The organism is Amycolatopsis sp. NPDC098790 (genome assembly GCF_044759945.1).
Classification (GTDB): Bacteria; Actinomycetota; Actinomycetes; order Mycobacteriales; family Pseudonocardiaceae; genus Amycolatopsis.
The window spans coordinates 768,200-794,633 of the sequence record NZ_JBIWAI010000003.1 but is presented as its reverse complement, the minus strand read 5'-3'; the positions used below and the strand labels follow the sequence as shown (position 1 = coordinate 794,633).

The 26,434-nt window shown below is 70.4% G+C and carries 26 protein-coding genes and 1 tRNA gene; 19 read left to right on the top strand and 8 right to left on the bottom strand.

Annotated elements, in window-relative coordinates:
• Nucleotides 1-141: 141 nt before the first annotated feature.
• Both ACIQWX_RS28930 and ACIQWX_RS28925 read right to left on the bottom strand, forming a co-directional pair.
• Nucleotides 142-588 carry an OsmC family protein gene (locus tag ACIQWX_RS28930; RefSeq protein WP_400877393.1) on the bottom strand — a complete coding sequence of 149 codons (447 nt, stop codon included), beginning with the start codon at nucleotides 586-588 and terminating at the stop codon, nucleotides 142-144.
• A gap of 4 nt (nucleotides 589-592) precedes the next feature.
• Nucleotides 593-1,207: an HD domain-containing protein gene (locus ACIQWX_RS28925; RefSeq protein WP_400877391.1), complete on the bottom strand. Its 615-nt coding sequence runs from the start codon at nucleotides 1,205-1,207 to the stop codon at nucleotides 593-595.
• Nucleotides 1,208-1,388: 181 nt separating this feature from the next.
• Between ACIQWX_RS28925 and ACIQWX_RS28920 the strand changes: the two genes are divergently transcribed.
• Nucleotides 1,389-2,003 carry a TetR/AcrR family transcriptional regulator gene (locus tag ACIQWX_RS28920; protein ID WP_400877619.1) on the top strand — a complete coding sequence of 205 codons (615 nt, stop codon included), beginning with the start codon at nucleotides 1,389-1,391 and terminating at the stop codon, nucleotides 2,001-2,003.
• A 73-nt stretch (nucleotides 2,004-2,076) separates the two neighbouring features.
• Here ACIQWX_RS28920 and rpsA read toward each other — a convergent pair whose 3' ends face one another.
• Entirely contained in the window at nucleotides 2,077-3,576 is a 1,500-nt protein-coding gene (rpsA, locus tag ACIQWX_RS28915) for a 30S ribosomal protein S1 (protein WP_364451091.1), read from the bottom strand.
• A 285-nt stretch (nucleotides 3,577-3,861) separates the two neighbouring features.
• Here rpsA and ACIQWX_RS28910 point away from each other — a divergent pair, with 285 nt between their 5' ends.
• The 6 genes from ACIQWX_RS28910 (at nucleotide 3,862) to ACIQWX_RS28885 (ending at nucleotide 9,929) form a co-directional block, all read left to right on the top strand.
• Nucleotides 3,862-4,713, top strand: coding sequence for a class I SAM-dependent methyltransferase (locus tag ACIQWX_RS28910; protein WP_400877388.1), 852 nt, complete (start codon nucleotides 3,862-3,864; stop codon nucleotides 4,711-4,713).
• Nucleotides 4,710-5,621: a GNAT family N-acetyltransferase gene (locus ACIQWX_RS28905; RefSeq protein WP_400877386.1), complete on the top strand. Its 912-nt coding sequence runs from the start codon at nucleotides 4,710-4,712 to the stop codon at nucleotides 5,619-5,621. Before ACIQWX_RS28910 ends, ACIQWX_RS28905 begins: the two co-directional genes overlap by 4 nt.
• 20 nt (nucleotides 5,622-5,641) lie before the next feature.
• Nucleotides 5,642-6,562: a GNAT family N-acetyltransferase gene (locus tag ACIQWX_RS28900; protein WP_400877384.1), complete on the top strand. Its 921-nt coding sequence runs from the start codon at nucleotides 5,642-5,644 to the stop codon at nucleotides 6,560-6,562.
• Nucleotides 6,563-6,784: 222 nt separating this feature from the next.
• Nucleotides 6,785-7,468: an ABC transporter ATP-binding protein gene (locus tag ACIQWX_RS28895; protein WP_400877382.1), complete on the top strand. Its 684-nt coding sequence runs from the start codon at nucleotides 6,785-6,787 to the stop codon at nucleotides 7,466-7,468.
• A complete protein-coding gene (locus ACIQWX_RS28890; protein WP_400877380.1) occupies nucleotides 7,465-9,360 on the top strand; it encodes a YhgE/Pip family protein in 1,896 nt (631 codons plus the stop codon). Before ACIQWX_RS28895 ends, ACIQWX_RS28890 begins: the two co-directional genes overlap by 4 nt.
• Complete coding sequence (locus ACIQWX_RS28885; protein ID WP_400877378.1) at nucleotides 9,357-9,929, top strand: TetR/AcrR family transcriptional regulator; 573 nt, start codon at nucleotides 9,357-9,359, stop codon at nucleotides 9,927-9,929. The genes ACIQWX_RS28890 and ACIQWX_RS28885 overlap by 4 nt, the downstream gene beginning before the upstream one ends.
• A 517-nt stretch (nucleotides 9,930-10,446) precedes the next feature.
• Here the strand turns inward: ACIQWX_RS28885 and ACIQWX_RS28880 are convergent.
• The 3 genes from ACIQWX_RS28880 to polA form a co-directional block, all read right to left on the bottom strand.
• Nucleotides 10,447-12,057 (bottom strand): trypsin-like peptidase domain-containing protein, encoded by a 1,611-nt coding sequence (locus ACIQWX_RS28880; protein WP_400877376.1) that lies wholly within the window; start codon nucleotides 12,055-12,057, stop codon nucleotides 10,447-10,449.
• Nucleotides 12,058-12,216: 159 nt separating this feature from the next.
• Nucleotides 12,217-12,750 (bottom strand): EF-hand domain-containing protein, encoded by a 534-nt coding sequence (locus ACIQWX_RS28875; RefSeq protein WP_400877374.1) that lies wholly within the window; start codon nucleotides 12,748-12,750, stop codon nucleotides 12,217-12,219.
• Between the two features lie 97 nt (nucleotides 12,751-12,847).
• Entirely contained in the window at nucleotides 12,848-15,589 is a 2,742-nt protein-coding gene (gene polA, locus ACIQWX_RS28870; protein ID WP_400877372.1) for a DNA polymerase I, read from the bottom strand.
• A 62-nt stretch (nucleotides 15,590-15,651) separates the two neighbouring features.
• On the opposite strand from polA, the gene ACIQWX_RS28865 reads away from it, so the two are divergent.
• Both ACIQWX_RS28865 and ACIQWX_RS28860 read left to right on the top strand, forming a co-directional pair.
• Nucleotides 15,652-16,092, top strand: a complete 441-nt coding sequence (locus ACIQWX_RS28865) for a PaaI family thioesterase (RefSeq protein WP_400877370.1) — start codon at nucleotides 15,652-15,654, stop codon at nucleotides 16,090-16,092.
• 4 nt (nucleotides 16,093-16,096) lie between these two features.
• Complete coding sequence (locus tag ACIQWX_RS28860) at nucleotides 16,097-17,068, top strand: LysR family transcriptional regulator (RefSeq protein WP_400877368.1); 972 nt, start codon at nucleotides 16,097-16,099, stop codon at nucleotides 17,066-17,068.
• Here the strand turns inward: ACIQWX_RS28860 and ACIQWX_RS28855 are convergent.
• Nucleotides 17,034-17,798, bottom strand: a complete 765-nt coding sequence (locus tag ACIQWX_RS28855) for an alpha/beta hydrolase family protein (protein ID WP_400877367.1) — start codon at nucleotides 17,796-17,798, stop codon at nucleotides 17,034-17,036. The genes ACIQWX_RS28860 and ACIQWX_RS28855 overlap by 35 nt on opposite strands.
• A gap of 529 nt (nucleotides 17,799-18,327) precedes the next feature.
• On the opposite strand from ACIQWX_RS28855, the gene ACIQWX_RS28850 reads away from it, so the two are divergent.
• The 5 genes from ACIQWX_RS28850 (at nucleotide 18,328) to ACIQWX_RS28830 (ending at nucleotide 23,161) form a co-directional block, all read left to right on the top strand.
• On the top strand, nucleotides 18,328-19,482 hold the full coding sequence (locus ACIQWX_RS28850) for a branched-chain amino acid ABC transporter substrate-binding protein (protein WP_400877365.1): 1,155 nt from the start codon (nucleotides 18,328-18,330) through the stop codon (nucleotides 19,480-19,482).
• A gap of 110 nt (nucleotides 19,483-19,592) precedes the next feature.
• Entirely contained in the window at nucleotides 19,593-20,564 is a 972-nt protein-coding gene (locus ACIQWX_RS28845) for a branched-chain amino acid ABC transporter permease (RefSeq protein WP_400877363.1), read from the top strand.
• Nucleotides 20,561-21,688, top strand: coding sequence for a branched-chain amino acid ABC transporter permease (locus ACIQWX_RS28840; RefSeq protein ID WP_400877361.1), 1,128 nt, complete (start codon nucleotides 20,561-20,563; stop codon nucleotides 21,686-21,688). Before ACIQWX_RS28845 ends, ACIQWX_RS28840 begins: the two co-directional genes overlap by 4 nt.
• Nucleotides 21,685-22,458: an ABC transporter ATP-binding protein gene (locus ACIQWX_RS28835; protein WP_400877359.1), complete on the top strand. Its 774-nt coding sequence runs from the start codon at nucleotides 21,685-21,687 to the stop codon at nucleotides 22,456-22,458. The genes ACIQWX_RS28840 and ACIQWX_RS28835 overlap by 4 nt, the downstream gene beginning before the upstream one ends.
• Nucleotides 22,448-23,161, top strand: a complete 714-nt coding sequence (locus tag ACIQWX_RS28830; RefSeq protein ID WP_400877357.1) for an ABC transporter ATP-binding protein — start codon at nucleotides 22,448-22,450, stop codon at nucleotides 23,159-23,161. The genes ACIQWX_RS28835 and ACIQWX_RS28830 overlap by 11 nt, the downstream gene beginning before the upstream one ends.
• Before the next feature lie 60 nt (nucleotides 23,162-23,221).
• Here the strand turns inward: ACIQWX_RS28830 and ACIQWX_RS28825 are convergent.
• Nucleotides 23,222-23,295 (bottom strand) — tRNA-Leu (locus ACIQWX_RS28825).
• Between the two features lie 172 nt (nucleotides 23,296-23,467).
• On the opposite strand from ACIQWX_RS28825, the gene ACIQWX_RS28820 reads away from it, so the two are divergent.
• From ACIQWX_RS28820 to ACIQWX_RS28800, 5 genes are all read left to right on the top strand, one after another.
• Nucleotides 23,468-24,070: an ANTAR domain-containing response regulator gene (locus ACIQWX_RS28820; protein WP_372667078.1), complete on the top strand. Its 603-nt coding sequence runs from the start codon at nucleotides 23,468-23,470 to the stop codon at nucleotides 24,068-24,070.
• A gap of 34 nt (nucleotides 24,071-24,104) precedes the next feature.
• Nucleotides 24,105-24,629 carry a DUF4352 domain-containing protein gene (locus ACIQWX_RS28815; RefSeq protein WP_400877354.1) on the top strand — a complete coding sequence of 175 codons (525 nt, stop codon included), beginning with the start codon at nucleotides 24,105-24,107 and terminating at the stop codon, nucleotides 24,627-24,629.
• A gap of 269 nt (nucleotides 24,630-24,898) precedes the next feature.
• Complete coding sequence (locus ACIQWX_RS28810; protein WP_400877353.1) at nucleotides 24,899-25,339, top strand: helix-turn-helix domain-containing protein; 441 nt, start codon at nucleotides 24,899-24,901, stop codon at nucleotides 25,337-25,339.
• 32 nt (nucleotides 25,340-25,371) lie between these two features.
• A complete protein-coding gene (locus ACIQWX_RS28805) occupies nucleotides 25,372-25,530 on the top strand; it encodes a hypothetical protein (protein ID WP_400877352.1) in 159 nt (52 codons plus the stop codon).
• Between the two features lie 63 nt (nucleotides 25,531-25,593).
• On the top strand, nucleotides 25,594-26,373 hold the full coding sequence (locus ACIQWX_RS28800) for a hypothetical protein (protein ID WP_400877350.1): 780 nt from the start codon (nucleotides 25,594-25,596) through the stop codon (nucleotides 26,371-26,373).
• The last annotated feature ends 61 nt before the right edge of the window (nucleotides 26,374-26,434 follow it).

Below are 26,434 nucleotides of genomic sequence, written 5' to 3'. Positions count from 1 at the left end.
GCTCGGGCTTGATCGGCCGAGCCGCTTCGGGGCGGCAAGACTCCACGCGAACGTTTGCGCCCTCGCTCGACCGCCGGCCCGCCGCGCGCCGGCCGACTTGCCGCCGCCGCGAACTGCCCGGCCGACCCGACCGGCCTGCGCTCAGCCCGCGACCTCGCGGGTCTCGATCGCGATCTCCGAAGACAGCGTCCGATGCACCGGACACTTGTCCGCGATCACCATCAACCTCGCGCGCTGGTCGTCGTCCAAATCCCCCTCCAGCGAAATCTCGCGCGTGATCCGGCTCAGCATTCCGCGCTCGGTCTCGCACTTCGCGCAGTCCTCCGCGTGGATGCGGTCGTGGCGCAGGCGGATCGTCGCGCGGGTCAGCGGGATGCCCTTGCGGTCCGCGTACATCCGCAGCGTGATCGCCGTGCACGAACCCAGCGACGCCAGCAGCAGCTCGTACGGGTTCGGCCCGGCGTCCGCGCCCCCGACCGCGACCGGCTCGTCGACCAGCAGCTCGTGCGTCGCCGTCGTCACCTGCTGCGTGTACGTGCCGTCGCCGCTCGCGGTGACGACCACCGTGCCGGGCTCGGGGTGCTCCATGCGGTCAGTCCTCCCAGGGTGAGTCCTCGATCGTGGTCACGAAGTCCGTGCGCGTGAAGCCTGGCACGAACCGGGCCAGGACGTCGGCTTTGACGTTCCCGAACGTCGTGTCGGGCCGGTCACGGATGCCTTCGGTGAACGCCGCGAGGATGCGCCGCTTGAAGTCCGGCCGCGGGTGCGCGGCCACGACCGCCGCCCGGTCCCGCTCGGACAGGTCGTCGTAGCCGATGCCCAGGACGTCGTACTCGACGCCCGCCGTCACCAGGGCGACCTCGGGTTCCATGTGCGCGGGGATGCCCGGGGTGGTGTGCAGCGCGATGGCGGTCCAGGCGATCCGGGCGCGTTCGGCGTCGACGTCGTGGTCCAGCAGGAAGCGCCGGGCCTCGTCCGCGCCGTCGAGCTCGAAGCGCCGGTCGGTGCGGTGGCCTTCGACCAGCCCGAGGTCGTGGAACAGGGCGGCCACGTAGAGCAGCTCGGCGTCGAAGTCGAGGCCGAGCCGCTCGCCCTGGAGGGCGCCGAAGAGGTAGACGCGCGACGAGTGGTCGTAGAGCAGCGGGCCGGCCGTGTCGCGGACGTAGTCGGCGGCTTCACGCGCGAGGGCGCTGTCGGGAACGTTCATGACGGTGACGATGCCCGGGTCCGCCGTGCCCGGACATGCGTCCGCCGGACGGGAACCCCGCACATCCGGACATCGGCCGCATTCCCAAGAAGCGCCGGATATCGTATCTTCTGCTGCGGGTGGGTCACCCGGACGTCGTTGTGCGCGAAGGGGGTGCGCCGTGGCCACCAGGCACCTGTCGATGCGCCCCGCCGAGCAGGGCAACCGCGAACGCTTCCTGGACGCGGCGCTGTCGGTGCTGTTCGACCGCGGCGTCTCGGGGCTGTCGGTGCGCGGGGTGGCCGAAGCGGCCGGCGCGTCGACGCTCTCGGTGTACGCCCGCTTCGGCGGCCGCGCAGGCCTGCTCGACGCCCTGTACGAGCGCACGTTCGACTCGCTCCGGGAGCTGCTGGAGGGGCTGCCGCCGTCGAGCCCGGACGGCGTCGCGGACCTGCTGCACCTGGCGCTCGAGTACCGGCGGTTCGCGCGCGAGAGCCCCGTCCGCTACGCGCTGATGTTCGAGCGTCCGGTGCCGGGGTTCGACCCCGACCCCGCGCTGCGGTCGGCGGTGCTGCGGACGACGTTCACGTTGTTCATCGCCCGCGTCGAGCGGGTGTGCCCACCGGAAGCGGACCCCCGCGCGGCGGCGTACCAGCTGTGGACGGCGATGCACGGCCTGGTCGGGGCGGAGCTGATGCTGGCGTCGCGGACGCCGCTGCCGGACTGGTTCATCCCGCCGACCGACGAGGCGAACGAAGAGATGTACCGCCGCGGCGTCACGGCGATGATCACCGGCCTCGGCCTGCGCAACCGCTGACCCCCGGAACACGAAACGAACCCCCGGTCCGCAGTGGACCGGGGGTTCGTTCGTCAGCTCAGAGCGCTAGTGCTCACGCACCGCCGGAGAGCTTCTCGCGGAGCGCCGCGAGCTGCTCGTCGGAGGCGAGGGTGCCGCCGCTGCTCTTCGTGTCGGTCGAGGTCGAGCCCGAGGTGTAGCTCTCCGAGCCACCCTCGACGCCGGTCGCCGCGTCGGCCGCGGCCTCCGCGTCGGCCTCGACGGCCTTCTGGACCTGCTTCATGTGGGCCTCGTAACGGGTGTGCGCCTCGGCGTACTGGCGCTCCCACTCCTCACGCTGCTTGTCGAAGCCTTCCTGCCACTCCTGGGTGTCCGGGTCGAAGCCTTCGGGGTAGATGTAGTTGCCCTCGGCGTCGTACTCGGCGGCCATGCCGTACTGGGTCGGGTCGAACTCGGTGTCCGGCGTGACACCCTCGTTCGCCTGCTTCAGCGACAGCGAGATGCGACGGCGCTCGAGGTCGATGTCGATGACCTTGACCATGACGTCGCCGTTGACCTGGACGACCTGCTCCGGGATCTCCACGTGGCGCTCGGCCAGCTCGGAGATGTGGACCAGGCCCTCGATGCCCTCTTCGACGCGCACGAACGCACCGAACGGAACCAGCTTGGTGACCTTGCCCGGCACGATCTGGCCGATCGCGTGGGTGCGGGCGAACTGGCGCCACGGGTCTTCCTGGGTCGCCTTCAGCGACAGCGAGACGCGCTCGCGGTCCATGTCGACGTCCAGGACCTCGACCGTGACCTCCTGGCCGACCTCGACGACCTCGGACGGGTGGTCGATGTGCTTCCAGGACAGCTCGGAGACGTGCACCAGGCCGTCGACGCCACCCAGGTCCACGAAGGCACCGAAGTTGACGATGGACGACACGACGCCCTTGCGGACCTGGCCCTTGGCGAGCGCGTTGAGGAACTCGCTGCGCACCTCGGACTGGGTCTGCTCCAGGTAGGCGCGGCGGGACAGGACCACGTTGTTGCGGTTCTTGTCCAGCTCGATGATCTTCGCCTCGAGCTCGCGGCCGACGTACGGCTGCAGGTCGCGGACGCGGCGCATCTCGACCAGGGACGCGGGGAGGAAGCCGCGCAGGCCGATGTCCAGGATGAGGCCGCCCTTGACGACCTCGATGACGGTGCCCTTGACGGGCTCGTCCTTCTCCTTGAGCTCCTCGATCGTGCCCCAGGCGCGCTCGTACTGCGCGCGCTTCTTGGACAGGATCAGACGGCCTTCCTTGTCCTCCTTCTGGAGAACGAGGGCTTCGACCTCATCGCCGACGGTGACAACCTCAGCCGGGTCGACATCGTGCTTGATGGAGAGCTCACGCGAGGGGATGACACCCTCGGTCTTGTAGCCGATGTCGAGCAGGACCTCGTCGCGGTCGACCTTGACGATCGTGCCTTCGACGATGTCGCCATCGTTGAAGTACTTGATCGTCTTGTCGATCGCCGCGAGGAAGTCTTCCTCCGACCCGATGTCGTTGATGGCGACCTGCTGGGGCCCGGTGGGGGCGGTCGGGGCGGTGGCGGTGTCGGTGGTCATTAGGCGGGTTGCTCCGGTGGATGGGAATCGAGGGTTGGCAGTTGTCGACGCGATGGGCGGCATACGACGACCCTGCGAGCAAACGTCCACCAGTGAACGACCGCGGCATGACCCCGCATACGGTGCGCGACCCGAGTCCCAACCAGAAGCTGAGCGGAAGGCAGCGCGAACCCACTGCGCTAACACTTATCGTACGCGGCGGCCGCTAGGGGGCACAATCAGGGTCCCCCTCGATCGCTAAGGTCCTCGCGGAAGCAAACACGCAGCGGACCGGAGACCACCATCATGCCACCGGAGGAGCCGCCCGCGCCGGGGCGCCACGACGCGGCCGAGCACCGGCTGGGCACCGCGGCCGTCGCCTACCGCGAGGTCGGGGGCGCCGAAGCCGCCGCCGCGAACCTCGCCTGGTGGGACGCCGACGCGGACGACTACCAGGCCGAGCACGGCGGGTTCCTCGGCGACGCCGACTTCGTCTGGTGCCCGGAGGGCGTGCGTGAGGCGGAGGCGCGGCTGCTCGGCGACGTCCGCGGCAAGCGCGTGCTGGAGGTCGGGTGCGGGCAGGCCGCCTGCGCGCGCTGGCTGACGGCCGAAGGCGCGTTGGCCGTGGCGACCGACCTGTCCGCCGGCATGCTGCGCCACGCCCGCGACGGCAACGCCCGCACCGGGCTCGACGTCCCGCTGGTGCAGGCCAACGCCGAGTACCTGCCGCTGGCGTCGGGCAGCTTCGACGCCGCCTGCTCGGCGTTCGGCGCGATCCCGTTCGTGGCCTCGGTGGACGCCGTCTTCGCGGAGGTGCACCGGGTGCTGCGGCCGGGTGCGCCGTGGGTGTTCTCGGTGACCCACCCGATGCGGTGGATCTTCCCGGACGACCCGGGCCCGCAGGGGCTCACCGTCACCCAGCCGTACTTCGACCGCACGCCGTACGTGGAGGTCGACGACGAGGGCACCGCCACCTACGTCGAGTACCACCACACGCTCGGCGACTACGTGCGCGCGCTGGCCGCGGCCGGGTTCACCCTGACCGACCTGGTCGAGCCCGAGTGGCCGGCGGGGCACACGCGGGTCTGGGGCCAGTGGAGCCCGCTGCGCGGCCGGCTCTTCCCGGGCACCGCGATCTTCCGCACGCGCCGCTCGTGAACTCCCTCGAAGCCCAGCAGAACGCGCGGTTCGCCGCGCTCGACCCGCTCCTCCCGCCGATCGCGGCCCCGCCCGCGGCGAGCGAGCCGCTGGTGGTGGCCGCCGGCGGGCTCCGTGCGGGCGGCCTGCTGACGCACGTCGTGCACGCGCCGGGGTCGTGGCCCGCGCTGTGGGGCCCGCTGGAGATCCATGACCTGACCGCGGTGCCGGGCGACAGCGGCGCGGCGGGCCTGGCCGCGCTGCTCGGCGCGTGGCGCGACCGGCTGCGCGGGACGCGTCCGGAGCCGGATTCGGGCTGCTCGGTGGCCTGGCCGAGCCGCGACGCCGAGGCGTCCGCGGTCCTGCTCGCCCACGGCTTCGCGCCGATGACGCACCTGGCGGTGCGGAAGCCCGGCCCACCCGCGGAGCAGGCACCTGCGCGGGTGACCGTCCGCCGCGCGGGCGAGGGAGACGTCGAGGCGCTGACCGACCTGCGCCTCGCGGAATGGCGCTACACGTCGCTGGTCGGCACCGCCCGGCAGCGGCCGGACGCGCGGCCGCTGCTGCGTGCGGAGGTCGTCCGGTCGCTGCGCTTCAGCGGGCTGGTCTGGCTCGCCGAGGACGACGGCGTGCCGGTCGGCATGGCCGCGTGCGCGCTGGCCTCGCCGACGCCGGGCGACAGCGTGCACGGGCGGCTGCGGCCGGGGCGCTGGGGGTACGTCGACACGCTGTCGGTCGCGCCCGAGGCGCGCGGCGGCGGGGTGGGCCGGGCGCTGATGGCCGTGGCCCACCACGAGCTGCTGCGACCGGACTCGCGCGGTACGTTCCTCTTCTACCACCCGGCGAACCCGCTCTCGCCGGTGTTCTGGCACCGGCAGGGCTATCGTCCACTGTGGACGATGTGGATCCGGCGACCAGCCTGGTCCTGACCGACGCACCAGGGGGCCCCATGGACATCGCCGAGCCGCTGCTCGCCGCCCACCGCGCGCGCTTCGCGGCGGTCGACGCGCTGCTGCCGCCGGCCGCGCCGCCCGCGGTGGGCGAACGGCTGGACGCGGCCACGGCGGCGGGCACGCAGGTCACCGGAGTCCTGCAGCGGCACCGGTTCGGCCCCGGTGACATCCCGATGCTGTGGTCGGCCGCCGACACGTGGCAGCTGTTCCCGTACTTCGGCGACACCGGCACCGAAGGCGCCGACCTCCTGCTGCGCGCGCTCAAGGGCCGGCTGGAGGCGGAGCCGGCCGGCGGCGATTCGGCGTGCGTCGTGCTCTGGCCCAGCCAGGACGCCGAGGCGATCCGCGCCTTCCTCGACCACGGCCTGGTCCCCCTGTCGGCGGTCGGCGTGCGGACCGCTCCGCCGCCCGAAGCGGACCCGGCGGTCACCGTCCGCCGCGCCGGGCCGTCCGACTACGCCGCCGCGGTGGCGCTCGCCGAGGCGACCTTCGACTACACCGGCCTCGTCGCCTCACCCCGCCGTCCCAACACCGCCGAGCTGCTCGGCCCCGGCCTGCGCGCGGCCCTCGCCGAGGCCGAACCGCCCGTCTGGCTGGCCGAAGAGGACGGCGAAGCCCGCGCGCTCGCGCACTGCGCGTGGGTGGACGCGGCGCCGGGCAACGAGGCCGCGGAGCTGCTCCCGCCGGGCCGCTGGGGCTACGTGAACAACGTCGTGACCGCGCCCGGCGACCGCGGCAGCGGGTTCGGGCGGGCGCTGATGGCCCACGTGCACCGCGAGCTGCACCGGGGCGGCGCCACCCGCACGTACCTCTACTACAACCCGACCAACCCGCTGTCGTCGGTGTTCTGGCACCGGCAGGGCTATCGTCCACTGTGGACGAGCTGGGAGATCCGCCCGGCGTCCGCGCTCCGGTGAACGGTGGCCAGTGGCCGGTCGCGGGGTGCGGTGCCGCCCAGGCCGGCCGGCACGGCAGCACCCTCACCCACCCGGGGCCGCCAAGCGGCGCCGAAGCTCACCGGGTGCGAACCTTCGTCAGTCACCCACGGGTGTGACGTGCGTCCGGTGATCTTGCCGCCCACCTCCGCGAGGACTACGTTTTTGAACTGACCGGTCAGTTCAAAAACGCTGGAGTCCCCCGTGCAGGTCCGAGCCGATCGCGTGTCCCTCGAAGGGCACCACGGCACCTTGTTACCGCCCACCTCGCTGACCGTCGGCGAGGGTGACCTGGCGATCGTGCACGGCGAGCCCGGCGTCGGCGTCACCGCGTTCGGCCTCGCGCTGGCCGGCCGGCTGAAGCCGACCACCGGGACCGTGCACGCCGAAGGCGTCGACGCCGGCCTGGCCGAGCTCGTCGCGGTCGTCGACGCCCCCGGCGTCAGCGAGCCCGACGACGCCCTCCCCCTGCGCGTGGTCGTCGGCGAAGAGCTGGCCCTCGCCCACCGCCCGGCCGGCAAGGAAGACGTCGCCGGCTGGCTCGCCGCCCACGACGCCGCGCCCTTCGCCGGCACGCGGTTCGAGAACCTCGCCCCGACCCTGCGGACGCGGCTGCTCACCGAGCTGGCCGCCGAGCGCAAGGGCGTCCGGCTGCTCGTCCTCGACACGCCCGACCGGCACACCAGCGACGTCGCCAGCTGGGCGGACCTCGCCCGCGAGCAGGCCGAACGCGGGCTCGCCGTCGTCGTCCTGACCGCGACGACGCCGTTGTCCGCGTTGCCGTTCCCGCCCGCGCTCCTGGGCGCCGCCGAGCAGCCCGAGCCGCAGCACCACGCCCCTGAACCCACCGAAGAGCTCCCCGAGAGCACTGACGGAGTCCCCGAATGAACGCCTTCCGGATCGCGCGCAACGAGCTGCGCCGCCTCTCCACCGGCACGATGCCGAAGCTCGCGCTGGTCGCGCTCGTGCTGGTGCCGCTGCTCTACGCGTCCTTCTACCTCTACGCGAACTACGACCCCTACGGCCGGCTCGACAAGCTGCCCGCCGCCGTCTTCACCAGCGACACCGGCGCGAAGGATTCGACCGGCCAGCAGCGCAACGTCGGCCGCGAGGTGACCGACGAGCTGGTCAAGTCCGGCACCTTCCAGTGGCACGAGGTGTCCGAGCAGGAGGCGCGCGACGGCGTCCGCGACGACAAGTACTCGTTCGCGATCGGCATCCCCAGCGGCTTCTCCGCGGCGCTGCTGTCGGTCGGCAACTTCCAGCCGCAGCAGGCGACGATCACGCTGACCACCAACGACGCCAACAACTACCTTTCCGGCACCATCGCCAAGCAGGTCGCCGAGCAGGTGCGCAAGACCATCGCGGAGAAGGTCGGCAGCGAGGCCGCGGACCGGTTCCTCGTGGGCTTCTCGACGATCTACGCCAAGATCCAGGAGGCCTCGACCGGCGCTTCGCAGCTCGCCGACGGTGCCACGCAGCTGAAGTCCGGTCAGCAGCAGCTGGCCGACGGCGCCGCGAAGCTCGCGGACGGCTCGTCGACGCTGGCGACCGGCCTCGGGACGTTGAAGAGCAGCACGGCTTCTCTTCCGTCACAGACGCAGAAGCTGGCCGACGGCGCGTCGCAGGTGGCCGCCGGGGACCAGAAGGTCGCCGACGCGGCGTCGCTGGCCGCCACGGCGTCGTCCGACGTCCAGGGCAAGCTCGACTCCTACCGCACCCAGCTCGTCACCGATCTGCGCGACGCCGGCGTGCCGGAGACGCAGGTGCAGGCGATCGTCGCGCGGGCGGACCAGCTGCGCTCCCCCGTCGACCAGGCGAACGGCAAGATCCAGCAGGCCAACGGCGACCTCGCGAAGCTGGCCGACGGCGCCCGGCAGGTGTCCGACGGCGCCGCCAAGCTCGCCGCCGCGTCGCCGCAGCTGACGAGCGGCATCGCGCAGGCGTCGGACGGCGCGAACCAGCTGAAGGACGGCGCCGCCAAGCTCAGCGACGGCGAGAAGACGGCCGTCACCGGCACGAACCAGCTGGCGGACGGCGCGGTGAAGCTGCGTGACGGGCTGGCTTCCGGGCTCCAGCAGATCCCGAACCCGGACGACCCCACGCGCGCGGCGACGGCCAACACGATCGCCGACCCGGTGGCGGTGAACGCCAACGGCGAGGCGTCGGCGGGGACGTACGGCGCCGGGCTCGCGCCGTTCTTCATCTCGCTGGCCACGTGGATCGGCGCGTTCGTGCTGTTCCTGATCCTGCGGCCGCTCTCGACGCGGGCGCTGACCGCGGGCGCGGCGCCGTTCCGGGTCGCCGTCGGCGGCTGGCTGTCCTCGGCACTGCTGGGCGTCGCGCAGGTGGTCGTGCTGTTCGGCGCGGTGACGTGGCTGGTCGGCATCCACATCGCCCACCCGCTGGGCGCGATCGGGTTCGCGGTGCTGGTGTCGCTGACGTTCACGTCGGTGGTGCACGCGCTCAACGCGTTCTTCGGCGCGGTCGGCAAGTTCCTCGGGCTGGTGCTGCTGGTGCTGCAGCTGGTCAGCGCGGGCGGCACGTTCCCGTGGCAGACGATCCCGGACGCGCTGTACCCGCTGCACGTGGTGCTGCCGATGGGCTACGCGATCGACGGCTTCCGCCACCTGTTCTACAGTGGCGCGACGGTGCAGATCCTGGGGGACATCGGCGTGCTGCTGGCGTATTTGGTGGGCGGGATCCTGGTGTCGACGCTGGCCGCGCGCAAGCGTCGCGTTTGGACGGTGTCCGCGCTCAAGCCCGAGCTGAGCCTGTGAGCGGCGGGACGAAGCAGAAGCTCTTCGAGGCCACGCTGCGGCTCTCGAAGAGCCGTGGCCTGGTGGGGCTGACGGTCGACGACATCGCGGCCGAGGCGGGCGTCGCGAAGGGCACGGTCTACTACAACTTCGGTTCGAAGGACGGCCTGGTCGACGGGCTCCTGCGGTACGGGGTGGACATGCTGGCATCGCGGCTGCATTCGGCGGTTTCGGACGCGGACCCGCTGGACGTGATCGAGGCGCAGGTCGACACGACGCTGGAGTTCATCGCGGCTTACCCGGGGTTTTCGCAGATCCTGGTGAGCGAGCTGTGGCGCACGCCCGGGCAGTGGCACGGAACGCTTTCCCTGCTGCGCGAGGAGATCATCTCGATCGTGAAGCAGCAGCTGTCGCGGTTGGAGGAGGCGGGCCGGCTGCCGGAGGGGGTGCAGATCCCAACGGCGGCGGCGGGGTTGTTCGGAACGATGCTGGTGGTGGCGCTGGACTGGCAGGTGTTCGGACCGCAGCGGACAAGGGGCGAGGTGCGGGAAGCGGTGATGGTGCTGATCCGCGGCTTGGGCCGCCGGTAGCCGGAGCTCCGGGGGGCGGCACGCCCCGGCTCGGGGCGGCACGCCCCGGCTTGGGCCGCCGATGGCCGGAGCGTGAGGGGCGGCACGCCCTTGCGCCCCGCCCAGACCCCTCCCCCCACCCCGATCCGAAGCCAGAACACGGCCGGCGGTGCCGGGTCAAGGCACGCTTTCCCGCCTTGACGCGGTACCGCCGGCCGTAGTCACAATCGGGCTGCGGGGTGGTGGGTGCTCACCAGCACCGACCGGCCACACCAGCTTCGCAGCGGCAGACGCTCCCCAGCACCGACAGGCCGCAGGGCAGGTCAGGCGCAGTAATCGACGCAACCCCGCGGGGCGCCCCCCGTTTCCACTTTACCGGCCGGCACCGACAGTTTCGGCACCCAAGCGATGGTCAGGGGCACTCAGCCGAGACGAACCCGCGCCGCTCGCGGACCAGCCCGCCAGGGGCGCCCCCCGTTTTCCACTCTACCGGCCACCACCGACAGTTTCGGCGCTCAAGCCGCGCTCGAAACCCTGCTCAGGGCCGGTCTTCGAGCCGCGCCCGGACCGCAGCCGCGTAGGTATCGACCGCCGTCGCCGCCGCTGTCAACTCGCACGGGCCGTCGATCAGCAACCTCTTCGCCGGCACGTACGCCTGCTCCAGCTCCGGGTCCCCATCCAAGCCGTGGTCACGCGCCAGCTCGTTGTCCGCGGCCAACCGCGCCCGCAGTTCCTCGCGGCGGGCGACCAACCCGTCCAGCACCGCCCGCTGGCGGCGGCCGTCCTCGACCGCCGGGGCCACCGCGTGCTCGTGGCCGTCGATGTGCTTCTCCACCCACTCCGCGTCGCCGTCGACCTCCGCCGACCGCAGCTGCTTCAGCGTCGCCCGCAGCCGTTGTGCTCGGGCCGGGAGCATCGCCACTCCGGTGAACCGCGTCGCCACCCTCAGCTGGTACGCCTCGATCTCCGCGAGCTCCTCCACCGACTGCGTCAGCACGTCGAGCCGGCCCGCCAGGTCGTCCGGTGCCGGGCGGGCGCCGAGCGTGCCCGCGCGGATCGCCGCGACCCCCGGCGAGGACTCCTCCCGGAAGCCGAGCAGCAACCTGATCCCCAGCTCGGCCGCGCGGCCCGCGAGCGGTGCCAGCACCTCGCCGACGAGCCGGTCGGGTTCGGCGGAGTCGTCGATCGCGTCGACGACCAACGTGCGGCCGGCGACCCCGGTCGTCAGCCGGTCGGCGATGCGGTGGCGGACGGCGTCGGCCGTGCGGCCGGTCGCGTCGACGGCGAGGTCGACGCTGCCCGCCGGCGGCATCTGCCCGAACGCCGGCGGCAGGCCGGGCACGCCCAGGGAACGTTCGCGGTCGGCGAGGACGATCCCGAACCGCAGCGCCGCGGCGACCGGCGAGCCGGCCTCGCCGGTGTCGACCACCCAGACCGTGCCGGGCTCGGCCTTGGCGAACCAGTCCGCGACGCTCTGCACGAAGGAGACGTCGACGGCTTCGCCGACCGGGCGCGAAAAGCTCGCGTCGACGGCCGGGCTGCCCGACGTCCAGATGCTCAGCTGCGGCAGGTGCCCGAGCATGGTCTCGACCGGGATCATCCACGTGCCGGTGTCCTTGCCGACGACGACGCCGACGACGTGCCCGGTCGCTTCGTCGATCACCGCCGTGCCACCGAAACCGGGCCCGAGCGGCTCGGCTTCGGACGTGCGGAACAGCCGGACCCACTCGCCGCCGGGGCCGCCGGGGTGTTCGGGGCCGCCGAGCCGGGCGTGGGTCCAGCGGCCGACCGAGCCCGGCGGGAACCCGAACGCGCGGACGAGCTGGTGCTCGCCGAGCGGCATGCGGTGCAGCGGCGCGCGGAAGACGCGGGACTCGGGACGGTCGAGGCGCAGCACGGCGAGGTCGCCGCGGCCGCCGCCGTCGGAGGGCACCCAGCAGCCTTCGACGACGGTGGCCGAACCGGGCATCGCCTCGGCCAGGCCGACGAAGTCGACGCTCAACGCGGACCGCGGACCCCCGGCGGTTTCGACGACGTGCGCGCTCGTGAGGACGTGGTACTCGTCCAGCACCGTGCCCGCACCGCAAACCCGGCCGAGTTCGTCGTGCAGCCGGACCCGCCAGCGTCGTCGCTCACGCTCGAACCCCATTCGGCGGACCCTACGCCGTGATCGCTCCCGGCCGGGCGCCGACCTCCCTACCCAGCGGTAATGGCTCACCCGAACGGAGTCGTCCGTTGGTAGGAACGCCGAACGGTGTTGTGTGCCGGTGAGTATTTCCGGCAAAGACGTCGGAAAAACCGTGTGCTGCTAGACGCGGCCGAACACCCAGCTCCCGGCCGCCGCGGGGTCGTCGCCGGCCCAGAACTCGTACCAGTGACCGGCGAACTCGTCGTGGGACAGCCGGCCGTCGCCGTCGGTGTCCAGCAGCGCGAACACCTCGTCCGTCGGGACGGCCCCGCCGCTCCACGCTTCGATCATGCATCGGTACTCGGCCGCCGAGATCGTGCCGTCGCCGTTTTCGTCGACCGCCTCGAACATCGCGTCCGCCGTGCCGGTGACCGCGCCCGGCATCTTCGGCAGCTCGTCGACGACCGAGAGGACCTCGTCGAGGGTCACCTTGCCGTCGCGGTCGCGGTCGGACGCGTCGAGCAGCGTCGCCCACCAGCCCATCATGATCGTGGCGAGCTTCTCGCCCTCGGGCGTGCCGGCGTCGGTGCCGCGGACGTCGAGCCATCTCGTCGTGAGCGCGCGGAAGTCGGACTCGGTCAGGTAGCCGTCGTCGTCGGCGTCCATCGCGCCGAACACGGTCGAGATCTTGCGTCGCTGGAAGTCACTGGCCATGGTCGACAGCATTGCCGCGACGAACGGCGCGCCACGACGGCCGCCCGAGTACACCCGCGCCACGACCCGGTGATCCGGGTCGCGACGCAGAGTGAACTTAATGGGCGGCTTCGTTCCAAGAACGCCCGTAGCCGACCGAAACCTCCAACGGCACCGCCAGGTCGTACGCCGACCCCATGCCGTCGCGCACGAGCTTCTCCAGCTGCTCGCGCTCGCCCTCGGCGACCTCGAGCACGAGCTCGTCGTGCACCTGCAGCAGGATCCGGCTCTTCAGCTTCGCCTCGACGAGCGCGCGGTGGACGTTCAGCATCGCGACCTTGATGATGTCGGCCGCGCTGCCCTGGATCGGGGCGTTCAGCGCCATCCGCTCGGCCATCTCGCGGCGCTGGCGGTTGTCGCTGTTGAGGTCCGGCAGGTAGCGGCGGCGGCCGAAGATCGTCTCCGTGTAGCCGCACTTCGCCGCTTCGCCGACCACCGAGTGGAGGTAGTCGCTGATGCCGCCGAAGCGGGCGAAGTACGCCTCCATCTGGGACTTGGCGTCTTCGGTGGAAATCCGCAGCTGCTGCGAAAGCCCGTACGCCGACAACCCGTACGCGAGGCCGTACGACATCGCCTTGACGCGGTAGCGCAGCTCCGGCGTGATCTCCTCCGGCGGCAGCGAGAACGCCCGCGACGCGACGAACGTGTGCAGGTCCTCGCCGGAGTTGAACGCCTCGATGAGGCCCTCGTCCTTCGACAGGTGCGCCATGATCCGCATTTCGATCTGGCTGTAGTCCGCGGTCATCAGCTCGGTGAAGCCGTCGCCCACGACGAACGCGTCGCGGATACGGCGGCCTTCTTCGGTGCGGACCGGGATGTTCTGCAGGTTCGGCTCGGTCGACGACAGCCGCCCGGTGGCCGCGATCGTCTGCAGCAGCGTGGTGTGGATGCGGCCGTCGTCGGCGACGGACTTGATCAGGCCCTCGACCGTCGTCCGCAGCTTCGTCGCGTCCCGGTGCTCCAGCATGTGCTGCAGGAACGGGTGCTCGGTCTTCTCGAACAGGCCCTGCAGCGCCTCGGCGTCGGTGGTGTAACCGGTCTTGGTGCGCTTGGTCTTCGGCATGCCGAGCTCGTCGAACAGCACGACCTGCAGCTGCTTCGGCGAGCCGAGGTTGATCTGCTTGCCGATCACCTCGTACGCGGCTTCGGCGGCCTGCGTGACGCGCGAGAGGTAGTGCGCTTCGAGCGACGTCAGCTGCTCGAGGTCGACGGCGACACCGGCGATCTCGACCTCGGTGATGACCTCCAGCAGGGGCAGCTCCAGCTCGGCGAGCAGCCGCGCGCCGCCGATCTGCTCGAGCTCCTTGTCGAGCGCGCCGGCCAGCTCGAAGATCGCGCGGGCCTTGACCAGGTACTCCTGGATCTCCTTCTGCTCCAGGCCTTCCGCGCCGCCGTCGAGCAGCGACAGCTGCCCGTCGCCGCCGTCGGTCTCCGAGCGCAGCTCGCGGTGCAGGTAGCGCAGCGCGAGGTCGTCGAGCTCGAACGTGCGCTGCCCCGGCCGCACGAGGTACGCGGCGAGCGCGGTGTCCATGGCGAGCCCGGCGAGCGCCCAGCCGCGGGCGCGGATCGCGTGCAGCGGGACCTTGAGGTCGTGGCCGGTCTTGCGGATCTTGGGGTCGGCGAACCACGCGGCGAGCGCGGCGTCGTCGGCCTGGTCCATCGCCGTCACGTCGACGTACGCGCCTTCGCCGTCGGCCGCGGCGAACGCGACCGCGCGCAGGTCGGACCGGACCGACGTGCCCACCGCGCGGAACGCCAGCGCGACCGGTTCGCCGGCCTTCGCGTGCGCCGCGAGCCACGCGCCGAGCGCGCCGGGCGCGAGCGCGGACCCCGAGACCTCGAAGCCTTCGTCGGCCTCCGGCTCGGCGCTCTGCAACGTCGCGAACAGCCGATCGCGCAGCACGCGGAACTCCAGCTCGTCGAACAGCGCGTGCACCGCCTCGCGGTCCCACGGGCGCAGCTCCAGCCCGGACGGCGCGATCTCCAGCTCGACGTCGCGGATCAGCTCGGTCAGCTGGCGGTTGAGCTGGACCGACGACAGGTGCGCCCGCAGCGCGTCGCCGACCTTGCCCTTGACCTCGTCGACGCGGTCGATGAGGTCGTCGAGCGAGCCGAACTGCTTGATCCACTTGGCCGCGGTCTTCTCGCCGACACCGGGGATGCTCGGCAGGTTGTCCGACGGGTCGCCGCGCAGCGCGGCGAAGTCCGGGTACTGCCGCGGGGTGAGCCCGTACTTCTCCTCGACGGCGTCCGGGGTGAACCGGGTCATCTCCGAGACGCCGCGCTTCGGGTACAGCACGGTGACCTGCTCGGTGACCAGCTGCAGCGCGTCCCGGTCGCCCGTACAGATGAGGACGTCGAAACCGTCGGCCGTCGCCTGCGTCGTGAGCGTGGCGATGATGTCGTCGGCTTCGAAGTTCTCCTTCACCAGCGACGGGATCCCGAGCACCTCGAGGACCTCCTTGACCAGGTCCACCTGGCCGCGGAACTCGTCCGGCGTCGTGCTGCGGTTGGCCTTGTACTCCGCGTACGTCTCCGAGCGGAACGTCTTGCGCGAGAGGTCGAACGCCACCGCGAGGTGGGTCGGCGTCTCGTCGCGCAGGAGGTTGATGAGCATCGACGTGAACCCGAAGACGGCGTTCGTGACCTGCCCGGTCTTCGTCTTGAAGTTCTCCGCGGGCAGCGCGAAGAACGCGCGGTAGGCCATCGAATGGCCGTCGATCAGCAGCAGCTTCGGCCGCTCGGCGACAGCGGTGGTTCCTGTGGCGTTGGCAACGGTCGTCTTCTCACTCGGGCTCACGGGGCCGAGTCTAGGCTGAGGGTCCGACACTCTTACGTGTCGCATAGGAACAGGAGCGTTGCGTGACCGAAAGTGCCGCCCCCATCGACGTGGACCGGCTGTCGGGGATCGACCCGGCCGCTGCGGACCAGCAGCTGAACGACAAGGTCGGCATGAAGCTCCTGGAAGCGACGGCCGAGCGCGTGGTCGGCACGATCCCCGTCGAGGGCAACCTCCAGCCGTACGGCCTGCTGCACGGCGGCGCCAACGCCGTGCTCGCCGAAGCGCTGGGCTCGACGATCGCCGCGCTGAACGCGGGCCCCGGCCGGGCGGCGATGGGCCTGGAACTGTCGTGCACCCACCACCGCGCGGTCCGCGAAGGCACCGTCACCGGCGTCGCGACGCCGCTGCACGTCGGCCGCGGCACCATCACCGCCGAAATCGTGCTGACCGACGACGAGGGCAGGCGGACCTGCACCGCCCGGCTCACCTGCGTCGTCCGGGACCGCCCGCCGGGCGCCTGAGCGGGTGGACCTCGACCTCGCCCAGGTGCGGGCGTTCGTGGTCACCGCGGAGCAGCGCCACTTCGGGCGGGCCGCCCAGGCGCTGTTCCTGACCCAGCAGGCGCTGTCGAAACGGATCAAGAAGCTCGAGGACGCGCTCGCGACACCGTTGTTCCTGCGCACCAACCGCTCGGTCGAGCTGACCGCCGACGGCGAGCGGTTCCTCCCGCACGCGCGCGAGCTGGTGCGGGTGGCCGACGCGGCGGTGGCCGCGATGGGTGCCGACGACCGGCCGCTGCGCCTCGACGTCGTCGACTACCGGCTCTCCCCCATCTCCCTGCTGCGCCGGCTCGCCGCGCGGGACCCGGGCTTGCGGGTCGACCGGGTCGCCGGCGGCGGGTTCGCCAACGCCGTCGAGCCGCTGCTGTCCGGCGAGCTCGACGTCGCCGCCGGGCGGGTCACCGGGATCGGCCGGCCGCTGCCCGACGAGCTGGAGCACCGGGTCGTCCGGCTCGAACCGCTGGTCGCGCTGCTCGCCCCGGAACACCCGCTGGCCCAGGACGACGTCCTGCGGCTCGACGACCTGCGCGCCGACGGGATCTGGCTGCCCGGCCTGCGCGGCCCCGCCGAATGGCTGTCCTACCTGCGGGAGCTGTGCGACCGGTTCGGCGTGCCGGTCGACGACTCCGGCGTCAGCTTCGACCTGCGGCACACCCTGGAGCAGACGCGCTACGGCAAGCGGCGCGTCACCCTCGCCGGAGCGGACATGGAGCTCGCGCCCGACCTCAACCTGAAGGTGCTGCCGTTCGAGCCGTCGCCGTTGTTCCCGTGGTCGCTGGTCTGGCGGCGCGGGAAAGCGAGCCCGGCGCTGCGGCGGCTGCTGGCGCTGGCCGGGCGCACCAGCCGTGAAGAGGACTGGTGCGCCTACGACCCGGAGCACGCCTGGCTGCCGGAGGACGACGTCAAGCTCGCAGCCGCCGCGCGAACCACTCGGTGAAAGCCGCGTCGACGGCCTTCGCCGCCGGCGTCCCCGGCGGGAACTCGTGGGCCATCCCGTCGACCGTCACCAGCTCGGTGTCCAGCTCCGCGCGCAGCGCTTCGGCCGGCTCGCGCACGGCGACGTCGTCGTCCGCGCCGGCGACCAGCAGCAGCGGCGCGGTCAGCTCGCCGGCGCGGCGCACGAAGTCGTAGCGGTCAGCGACGGCCCGGGACTCCGGCGTCCAGGGGTAGGTGACGTCGAAGAGGCGCTCGTTGCGGCCGATCACCGGCGCCAGCCGGGCGACCGGGCTGACCACCGCGGCGGCTTCGACGTCGCCGCGGGCGAGCAGCTCCAGCGCGACCAGCGAGCCGGCCGAGCCTCCGAAGACGCCTAGCGGGCCGTCCGCACCCGGCAGCCGGTCGCGCAGCTCGGCCAGCGCCGCCGGGAACTCCGCCACCGCCTGCTCGGTGACCGGCTCGAAGACGTTGCGCACCGCGTCCTCGCTCGCCAGCCGGAACAGCTCCGCCGGACCGCCCTCGGGCAGCCGCGCCCCGGTCATGGGCAGGCCGAAGTACACCCGCCACGCCTGCAGCCCGGTCATCGGCACCGCTTCGGTGAAGGCCTGCTCGCTCGAAGGCTCTTCCATCAGGTGCCAGCCCGCCAGCAGCGCCGCCGGTGCGTCCGGGTCCGCCGGTGCCAGCGCCACGAACGGCACGCCCGCCGCCACACCCTCGACTGCTTCCCGCATCTCGTCTCTCCCTGTTCTCTCGGCTGCTCCCAGCGAACAGCCGCGGAGGGGTGCGGGTCCAACAGCTGTTCCGGCGCCCACGACAACCGATGGTTGTGACCGTTCGGGCAGACTTCACCGGGGGCTGGTCCGATCGGCCGCCCGAACCGGACGTAAGGTGCATCCCTACGGCGGTGCCCACCCCCGGCGACCCCCGCCAGGGTGAACAGCGGATCGGCGGGAAACCGGTCACGCGCCGGCCGCCGAAATGGGCGATGACATACCGCGGAAACACGGCTGTCACCCATTCGCAGAACGAGTGCCGATACTTAGCATCGCTGCGTGACCAGCGGCGGGCCGTGGCGAAACATCGCTCGCCTTTTCGTGCAATTCGCGTCGGTTGCGATCGTCACGATGTGGACACAGAGTAGCGAGGCCGCCTGTGCACAAGACGGGCGAGAGGGATATCTTCCTGCCCTAACCTAGCCCCTGTGTCGGGGGCAACGCCTACCGGCGGCTGGTTGGTCATGGGAGGTAGTCGGTGTCAGGAGTGCGTTTTGGACGGGTTCTCGCCCTCGCAGCGGCGACGTCGCTCGCGCTGGCGGGCTGCGCCGGTGGCGGCTCGTCCAGCAACAGTGGTGACGGCAGCACGCTGAAGATCGGGTTCATGGGCGACCTGACCGGGGAGAACTCCGGGATCGTGATCCCGCCCAACAACGGCGCCAAGCTCGCCATCGACGAGTACAACGCCACGAACCCCAGCGTGAAGCTCGAGCTCAAGAACTACGACAGCCAGGGCAAGCCGGAACAGGCCACCTCGCTGGTCCAGACCGCGATCGGGACGGACAAGATCACGGCCCTGATCGGCCCGGCGTTCTCCGGTGAGTCGAAGGCCGTCGGCGGCGTCCTCGAGCAGGGCAAGGTCCCGAGCGTGTCGCCGTCGGCGACCAACCCGGGTCTCGCCTCGAACGGCTGGAAGTACTGGCACCGCGTCGTCGCGAACGACAACGACCAGGGCCCGGCCATCGCGAACTTCCTCATCACGGCGAAGTCGCCGAAGAACGCGTACGTCATCTCGGACGACCAGGAGTACAGCGTCGGCCTCGCGGACGCGTTCGAGAAGACCTTCAAGGACAAGGGCATCACGACCGAGCGCGACAAGTTCGCCAAGGACGCGTCGGACTACTCGTCGACGGTGCAGAAGGTCAAGGCGGCCAACCCGGACGTCATCGCCTTCGGTGGTTACTACGCCCAGGGCGGCCGGCTGCTCAAGCAGCTCCGTGACGGCGGCGTGACGGCCACCTTCGCCACCGGTGACGGCTCGCTCGACCCGCAGCTGGTCTCGGGCGCGGGTGCCGCGGCCGCCGAGAAGGCGGCCATCGGCTGCCCCTGCAACATCCCGGACGCGGGCGCCACCAACGAGTTCGCCACCAAGTACAAGGCGAAGTTCAACGTCGACCCGGCGATCTACGCCACCGAGGGCTACGACGCCGCGACCGCCATCATCAACGCGGTCAAGGCCGGCAACACCACCGGTGAGAAGATCAACGACTTCCTCAAGACCGAGGACTTCAAGGGCGCGTCGAAGCAGATCAAGTTCAAGGAGAACGGCGAGCCGCAGACGAACGCGATCTACGTCTACCAGGTCGTCGGCGGGGTCATCAAGAACCTCGGCGCCTCGACCGAAGCCAAGATCAACGGCTGACGGAGCTAGAAACACCTAACGGGAGCGGGGGCGCTGTGCACGGACACAGCACCCCCGCTCCCCGCCAATGTGGCGACCATCCTCGCCCCGTCAGGTAAGGCAACTACGTCATGTTCCAAGATCTGCAGAGCCAGTTTCTGGGCAGCACCATCGGCGGCCTGGTAGCCGGCTCCATCTACGCCCTCATCGCCCTCGGCTACACGATGGTCTACGGCGTGCTGAGGCTCATCAACTTCGCACACTCCGAAATCTTCATGATCGGGACGATGACGTCCCTGTTCATCCTCATCGCCATCGCCGGCGGCACCGCCCCGATCACCGTGGGCGTGTTCGGGATGATCGGCATCCTGCTGCTCATCGCGGTGGCCTCCGCGATCACTTCGGGCGGCTCGGCCATCGTGCTGGAGCAGCTGGCCTACCGGCCGCTGCGCAAGAAGGGCGCGACCCGGCTCGCCGCCCTGATCTCCGCGATCGGCGCCTCCCTGTTCCTGCAGGAGCTGTTCGGTCTCGCGATCATCCCCGCGCTGTCGGACAAGGCGGGCAAGGTCCAGCAGAACGCTCCCCGGTTCGTACCGCACGACGAGCTGTTCCGGATCGGCAACGGCGTCGTGCGCACCGACCACGTCTTCGTCGTCATCGCCGCCGTCGTCGTGATGGTCGTGCTCGACCAGCTGGTCAGCCGCACGCGCATCGGCCGCGGCATCCGGGCGACCGCCCAGGACCCCGAAGCCGCCGTCCTCATGGGCGTCAGCATCGACCGCATCGTCCGGATCACGTTCCTGCTCGGCGGCGCGATGGCGGGTGTCGCCGCGGCGCTGTACGTCATGGAGTACGAGAACACGGACTACCGGGTCGGCTTCCTGCTCGGCATCAAGGCGTTCACCGCGGCCGTCCTCGGCGGCATCGGCAACCTGCGCGGCGCCCTGCTGGGCGGCATCGTGCTGGGCCTGGTCGAGAACTGGAGCTCCATCTTCCTCGGCTCCGAGTGGAAGGACGTCACCGCGTTCGTGGTCCTCGTCCTCGTGCTCATGCTCCGGCCCACCGGCATCCTCGGTGAATCCCTCCAGCGAGCACGCGCATGAAAGGCGACGGAGTGTCCGAAACGAACGAAACCCCGGCGCGCAAGGGTTTCCACCCCGTCGACGGGATGCGCGACTGGTGGGCCGACGCGCCCGCGTGGCAGCGCTACGGCGTCTACCTCGCCCTGATCGTCCTGGTCCTGATCCTGCCCGCGCCGTGGATCGGCGCGTTCATGTCGCCGTACTCGGACTGGACGACCGTCCTGATCTTCCCGGTCGGGACCTACATCCTGCTGGCCGTCGGCCTCAACATCGTGGTCGGCCACGCGGGCATGCTCGACCTCGGGTACGTGGCGTTCTTCGCGATCGGCGCGTACACGTGGGCGTCGATCGGCACGACCTACGGCTGGTCGTTCTGGCCGACGGTGGTGATCGGCATCTTCCTGGCCTCGGTGTCGGGCGTCATCCTCGGCGCACCGACGCTACGGCTGCGCGGTGACTACCTCGCCATCGTGACACTGGGTTTCGGTGAGATCGTCCGGATCACGGCGAACAACACCGACGGCATCGGCGGCGCGCGCGGCATCACGAACGTCCCGCACCCCGAGCCGCTGTTCGGCATGGAGTTCTTCCTCGACCCGGCGCCGTACTACTACCTGATGGTGTTCGCGATCGTGCTCGTCATCGTCTTCTCGGTGCGGCTCACCAAGAGCCGGGTCGGGCGGGCGTGGGCGGCGATCCGCGAGGACGAGGACGCGGCCGAGCTGATGGGCGTGCCGACGTTCAAGTTCAAGCTCCTCGCCTTCGCCATCGGCGCCATGATCGGCGGGTTCGCCGGCACGATCTACGCGAGCAAGGCCGTGTTCATCGAGCCGAACAACTTCCCGTTCATCCTGTCCGCGACCATCCTGGCCGCGGTCGTGCTGGGCGGGTCCGGCAACCTCCCCGGCGTCATCCTCGGGGCGTTCGTGATCGCGTGGCTGCCGGAGCGCTTCCGCCAGTTCAACGACTACCGCGTCCTGATCTTCGGTGCGGTGCTGGTGCTGATGATGGCGCTGCGGCCGGAGGGCCTGCTGCCGTCGCGGCAGCGCAAGGCCGAACTACGGGAAGGAACCGGCGGCATGGGCGCCATGGGCGCGGAAGTGGCCGGCCCCGACTCCGAGGCTTCGGCGGAGGTGACGAAGTGAGCGCGCTGCTCGAATTCGACAACGTGACCATGCGCTTCGGCGGCGTCACGGCGTTGCGCGAAGTCAACCTCACCATCAACGAAGGCGAGATCTTCGCGCTCATCGGCCCGAACGGCGCCGGCAAGACCACGGTGTTCAACGTGGTCACCGGCGTCTACCAGCCGACCGAGGGCGAGGTCCGCTTCGACGGCGACCGCATCGACGGCATGAAGCGGTTCAAGGTCACCAAGCGCGGGATCGCACGGACGTTCCAGAACATCCGGCTGTTCCACAACATGACCGCGCTGGAGAACGTCATGGTGGGCGTCGACGCGCACCACAAGACGGGCGCGATCGGCGCGACGCTCGGCCTGCCGTGGCACCGCAAGGAAGAGAAGCACGGCCGCGAACGCGCTCGTGAGCTGCTCGACTTCGTCGGCATCGGCCGGGTCGAGCACAACGTCGCGAAGAACCTCTCCTACGGCGACCAGCGCCGGCTGGAGATCGCGCGGGCGCTCGCGACCGACCCGAAGCTGCTGCTGCTCGACGAGCCGGCCGCGGGCATGAACCCGGCGGAGAAGAACGCGCTGCAGGCGCTGATCCGCAAGATCCGGGACGACGGCCGCACGGTGCTGCTCATCGAGCACGACATGGGCCTGGTCATGCACATCAGCGACCGGCTGGCGGTGCTCGACTTCGGCCAGAAGATCGCAGAAGGGCTGCCGCACGAGGTGCAGAACAACCAGAAGGTGATCGAGGCGTACCTGGGGGTGTCCGAAGATGCTTCTTGAGGTCGAGGACATCAACGTCCACTACGGCAAGATCGCGGCCCTCAAGGGCATGAGCATCCAGGTCGGCGAGGGTGAGATCGTCTCCCTCATCGGGGCCAACGGCGCCGGCAAGACCACGACGCTCAAGACGATCTCCGGGCTGCGGCCGCTCACCAGCGGCCGGATCACGTTCAACGGCCAGGACATCTCGAAGACCCCGGGGCACAAGCGCGTGCTGCTCGGGATCGGCCAGTCGCCGGAAGGCCGGGGCGTGTTCCCCGGCATGACGGTGCAGGAGAACCTCCTGATGGGTGCCTACACCCGCAAGGACGACCTCCAGGCCGACCTCGACGAGGTCTTCGAGCTGTTCCCCCGGCTCGCGGAACGCAAGAACCAGTTCGGCGGCACGATGTCGGGCGGCGAGCAGCAGATGATCGCCATCGGCCGCGCGCTGATGACGAAGCCGAAGGTGCTGCTGCTCGACGAGCCGTCGATGGGCCTGGCGCCGATGCTGATCGCGCAGATCTTCGACATCATCCGCGAGATCAACAAGCGCGGGACGACGGTGCTGCTGGTGGAGCAGAACGCCCAGCAGGCGCTGAAGCTGTCGGACCGGGCGTACGTGCTGGAGACGGGCCGCGTGGTGCAGAGTGCGCGTGGAGCCGAGCTGTTGAACGACCCGAAGGTGCGGGCCGCCTACCTCGGTGGCGACCTCGGGGTCTGAGTGTGGTGTGCGAGGGGCCCGGCGCTTGGTGCGCCGGGCCCTTTCTTTACGGCTGACGTGTGCCCCCGGTGAGATTCGAACTCACACTGGACGGGTTTTGAATCCGTTGCCTCTGCCAGTTGGGCTACGGGGGCGTGACGTCGTAACCCTACGGGATCACCGAACCCGGCCAGTGACCGGCCCCGGGTGTCGCGCCCGCCACTTCGTGGTGAACGCCATCTCTTCTTCTGGATCGTTCCCGGTAGGCTTCAGGTTCGCGGGAAGCCGCGAGACCCACCGTCCCGCCGAGTCTTCAGGAGGACCCCGGTGACCGATCAGGCTACCGAGGCCATCGTGCCGCAGCGTCGGGTGCTCGTCGCGGAGGACGAGGCACTCATCCGGCTGGACCTCGTCGAAATGCTGCGTGAAGAGGGCTACGAAGTGGTCGGGGAGGCCGGGGATGGCGAGCAGGCCATCTCGCTCGCCACCGATCTGAAGCCCGACCTCGTGATCCTCGACGTCAAGATGCCCAAGCTCGACGGCATCGAGGCCGCGGCCAAGATCACCGGTGACCGGATCGCGCCCGTCGTCATCCTCACCGCCTTCAGCCAGCGTGACCTCGTCGAACGCGCGCGGGACGCCGGCACCATGGCCTACCTCGTCAAGCCGTTCGCGAAGCGGGATCTCGTGCCCGCCATCGAGCTCGCCGTCAGCCGGTTCTCCGAGCTGCAGGCCCTCGAGGCCGAGGTCGCCGGGCTCACCGACCGGCTCGAGACGCGGAAGGTCATCGACCGCGCCAAGGGTCTGCTCATGAGCCGGCAGGGCCTCACCGAGCCCGACGCCTTCCGCTGGATCCAGCGCACCGCCATGGACCGCCGGACCACCATGAAGGCCGTCGCCGAGGCCGTCGTCGAAAGCATCGGGAGCTAGCCGGAGCGGCGGCCGGCGGGGCAGAATCACGCAGGTGAAACTGCTGCCGGCCGTCGTCGCCCTCATGCTGCTGACCGGGTGCGAAGCGGCCCCCAGCACGCCCGCCCCGACGACCACCTACGAGCTGCCGCCGCGTCAGGTCCGGCCCGACGAGACCGCTCTCAAGGTGCCGCCCGCGAAGAACGGCGACACCGAGTTCACCCTGATCGGCCTGGCCGCGGGCCTGCCGAGCATCACCGGCAGCCACGCCGAAATGCTCCCCAAGGGCCAGTACGTCCGGCTGCGGCTCGTGATCACCAACACCGGCACCTCGAGCGTCCTGTTCGACACGAAACGCCAGCTGCTCGTCGACGACCAGGGTGCCACCCACCCCTCGGACGAGCAGGCGATGCTCATCAAGCGCCAGCCCGCCCAGTTCGACCTCGGGCACGGCGTGCGCGTCGAGTTCGACCTCTACTGGGACATCCCCAAGGACCGGAAACCGGTGACGCTGAGGGCGTTCGGCGGCCCGACCATCACCGACATGAAGAACGTCAACGGCACCGACATCAAGCTGTGAAGGTCGGCCTGCTCCCGGGCGCCGGATCAGTGAGGCAACGCAGCACCGCGACCGAGTGGCCGGTTCACTCCGCGCACCGGGTCAGGAGTCCGCCCGCCTGCCAGGTCGGCGCACAGACGCGCCGAAGGTCGTAGAGACGTTTTGCCGGTGGTGAGGCGTACTCTTCGTCGGAGAACGCGGCCTTGTGCGCCTTGTCCGACACCGGAGCGATCGTGGACTCGGCGAGGTCCCTGGGGTCAAGTTCCAGGGATGAAGGGACTTGCTCCTCAGTGGAAGCAGACCAGCCGTGGCTCTCGCCGAGGTCGACAACCGAGCTCGAACTGAACACCGGCCTGCTTGCCGAGGTCCTGGAGGAGTACCGGAAGGCCAACGGGCTCAACCAGGCCGATCTGGCCCAGATCCTCAACATGGACCAGTCGTACATCTCGAAGATCGAGACGGGGCAACGTCAGGTCCGCGACCTGGACACGCTGCTGCGAGTCGCCAACCAGCTCGGCATCTCGCTCTCACGCCTCGGGCTGTCCAAGGAACTACTTCAGCCCGTCGCTCCTCCGTCGACGTCCGCGCTGGTCAACGAGGTCGACCCGGTTGCGGTGAGCCAGGAAGAGTGGCGTCGGATGCGACGCGAGCTCAACAGTCGCCGCGCGAGCTTGCCGAGGCGGCCGCGTCGCTCTACCGGCCGGAGGCGCGCATCGGCAAGGCTCCGCTGATCGCCCGGCGCGAGTGGATGCCGCCGGCACCGGTGCGCCTGGAAGACATCAAGCTTGAGTGGTCGGACCACCGTGGCCCGACCACGGTCACCGGCACCGAACCCGAGGCGGACAAGGCATTGCCGCTCCGCGCGCCCGGCCGGCGCTTCGAGCGCTACGCGTCAGCGATCAAGTACCTGGACCCGCCGTAGCTGTTCGAGAACCGCACCAGCTACCGACTGCTGGACGTCGACCTGACGCCGTCGAATGAGCGGATGACGTTCGGCCTGGCGACGTACTTCGACAAGCTCGACCTGTCCGAGGCCATCGCGCACGAGCTGGCCGTCGCGCAGTTCCCGAACCGGAAGGTGCCGCGCGCGGGTTGGGCGGAGCTTCCGCTGCGCGGCCTGATCGGCGACCCGTGCGACCTGGAGCGGCGGCCGGTCATGCCCGCGATCGAGACGCTGCCCCTCCGCAGCCAGCGCGACACCAGCAACGCGACGTTCCTCCTGCCCTGGCGCGACCCGGCCAAGGTCGCGACGGCCGCCGGCATCTACGGCCTCATCCCGGCCGGCGAGTTCCAGCCCTCGTCGGTCGCTGCGTGGGACAAGGAGAACGACTTCGACCTGTGGCGGAGCATGGTTCGGAAGTACTCCGAGGAGAGCCTTGGAGAGCCGGAGCGAGACGGGAGCCAGGGCGAGCCGCTCGACTATGAGAACTGGCCACTATATCGCGACCTGCAAGCCGCGCGCGAGAAAGATCGCGTTACGACGTATTGCCTCGGCATCGGATTGGACACACTCACACTCACCGCTACCGTATTGACAGCAGTCGTAATGGACGACGACGTGTTCGATGACCTATACGGAGGCGCTGTCGATGTCAACGTCGAGGGCGTCCTGGTAACTGCTGCCGAATCGTCATCAGTCTCAGACGGGGTCCCGTTCACCGAGGATAGCGTCACTCGACTCTTGACGCATGAGCCAATGGCCTCTCCATGCGCATGCAGTCTCGGACACGCGCGGCGGTTCCGTAGCCAAATCCTTGAAAGGTGAATACGGATCATTAAACTTCGGAGAGAACAGAAGGACACCCGAAGAAACAGCAGTAAATCGA

Bases quoted from the DNA above. Each gene is read 5' to 3' on its own strand.
- ACIQWX_RS28930 (WP_400877393.1), bottom strand. From the start codon at position 588: ATGGAGCACCCCGAGCCCGGCACGGTGGTCGTCACCGCGAGCGGCGAC.
- ACIQWX_RS28925 (WP_400877391.1), bottom strand. From the start codon at position 1,207: ATGAACGTTCCCGACAGCGCCCTCGCGCGTGAAGCCGCCGACTACGTC.
- ACIQWX_RS28920 (WP_400877619.1), top strand. From the start codon at position 1,389: ATGCGCCCCGCCGAGCAGGGCAACCGCGAACGCTTCCTGGACGCGGCG.
- rpsA (WP_364451091.1), bottom strand. From the start codon at position 3,576: ATGACCACCGACACCGCCACCGCCCCGACCGCCCCCACCGGGCCCCAG.
- ACIQWX_RS28910 (WP_400877388.1), top strand. From the start codon at position 3,862: ATGCCACCGGAGGAGCCGCCCGCGCCGGGGCGCCACGACGCGGCCGAG.
- ACIQWX_RS28900 (WP_400877384.1), top strand. From the start codon at position 5,642: ATGGACATCGCCGAGCCGCTGCTCGCCGCCCACCGCGCGCGCTTCGCG.
- ACIQWX_RS28890 (WP_400877380.1), top strand. From the start codon at position 7,465: ATGAACGCCTTCCGGATCGCGCGCAACGAGCTGCGCCGCCTCTCCACC.
- ACIQWX_RS28880 (WP_400877376.1), bottom strand. From the start codon at position 12,057: ATGGGGTTCGAGCGTGAGCGACGACGCTGGCGGGTCCGGCTGCACGAC.
- ACIQWX_RS28875 (WP_400877374.1), bottom strand. From the start codon at position 12,750: ATGGCCAGTGACTTCCAGCGACGCAAGATCTCGACCGTGTTCGGCGCG.
- ACIQWX_RS28855 (WP_400877367.1), bottom strand. From the start codon at position 17,798: ATGCGGGAAGCAGTCGAGGGTGTGGCGGCGGGCGTGCCGTTCGTGGCG.
- ACIQWX_RS28845 (WP_400877363.1), top strand. From the start codon at position 19,593: ATGTTCCAAGATCTGCAGAGCCAGTTTCTGGGCAGCACCATCGGCGGC.
- ACIQWX_RS28840 (WP_400877361.1), top strand. From the start codon at position 20,561: ATGAAAGGCGACGGAGTGTCCGAAACGAACGAAACCCCGGCGCGCAAG.
- ACIQWX_RS28830 (WP_400877357.1), top strand. From the start codon at position 22,448: ATGCTTCTTGAGGTCGAGGACATCAACGTCCACTACGGCAAGATCGCG.
- ACIQWX_RS28800 (WP_400877350.1), top strand. From the start codon at position 25,594: ATGACGTTCGGCCTGGCGACGTACTTCGACAAGCTCGACCTGTCCGAG.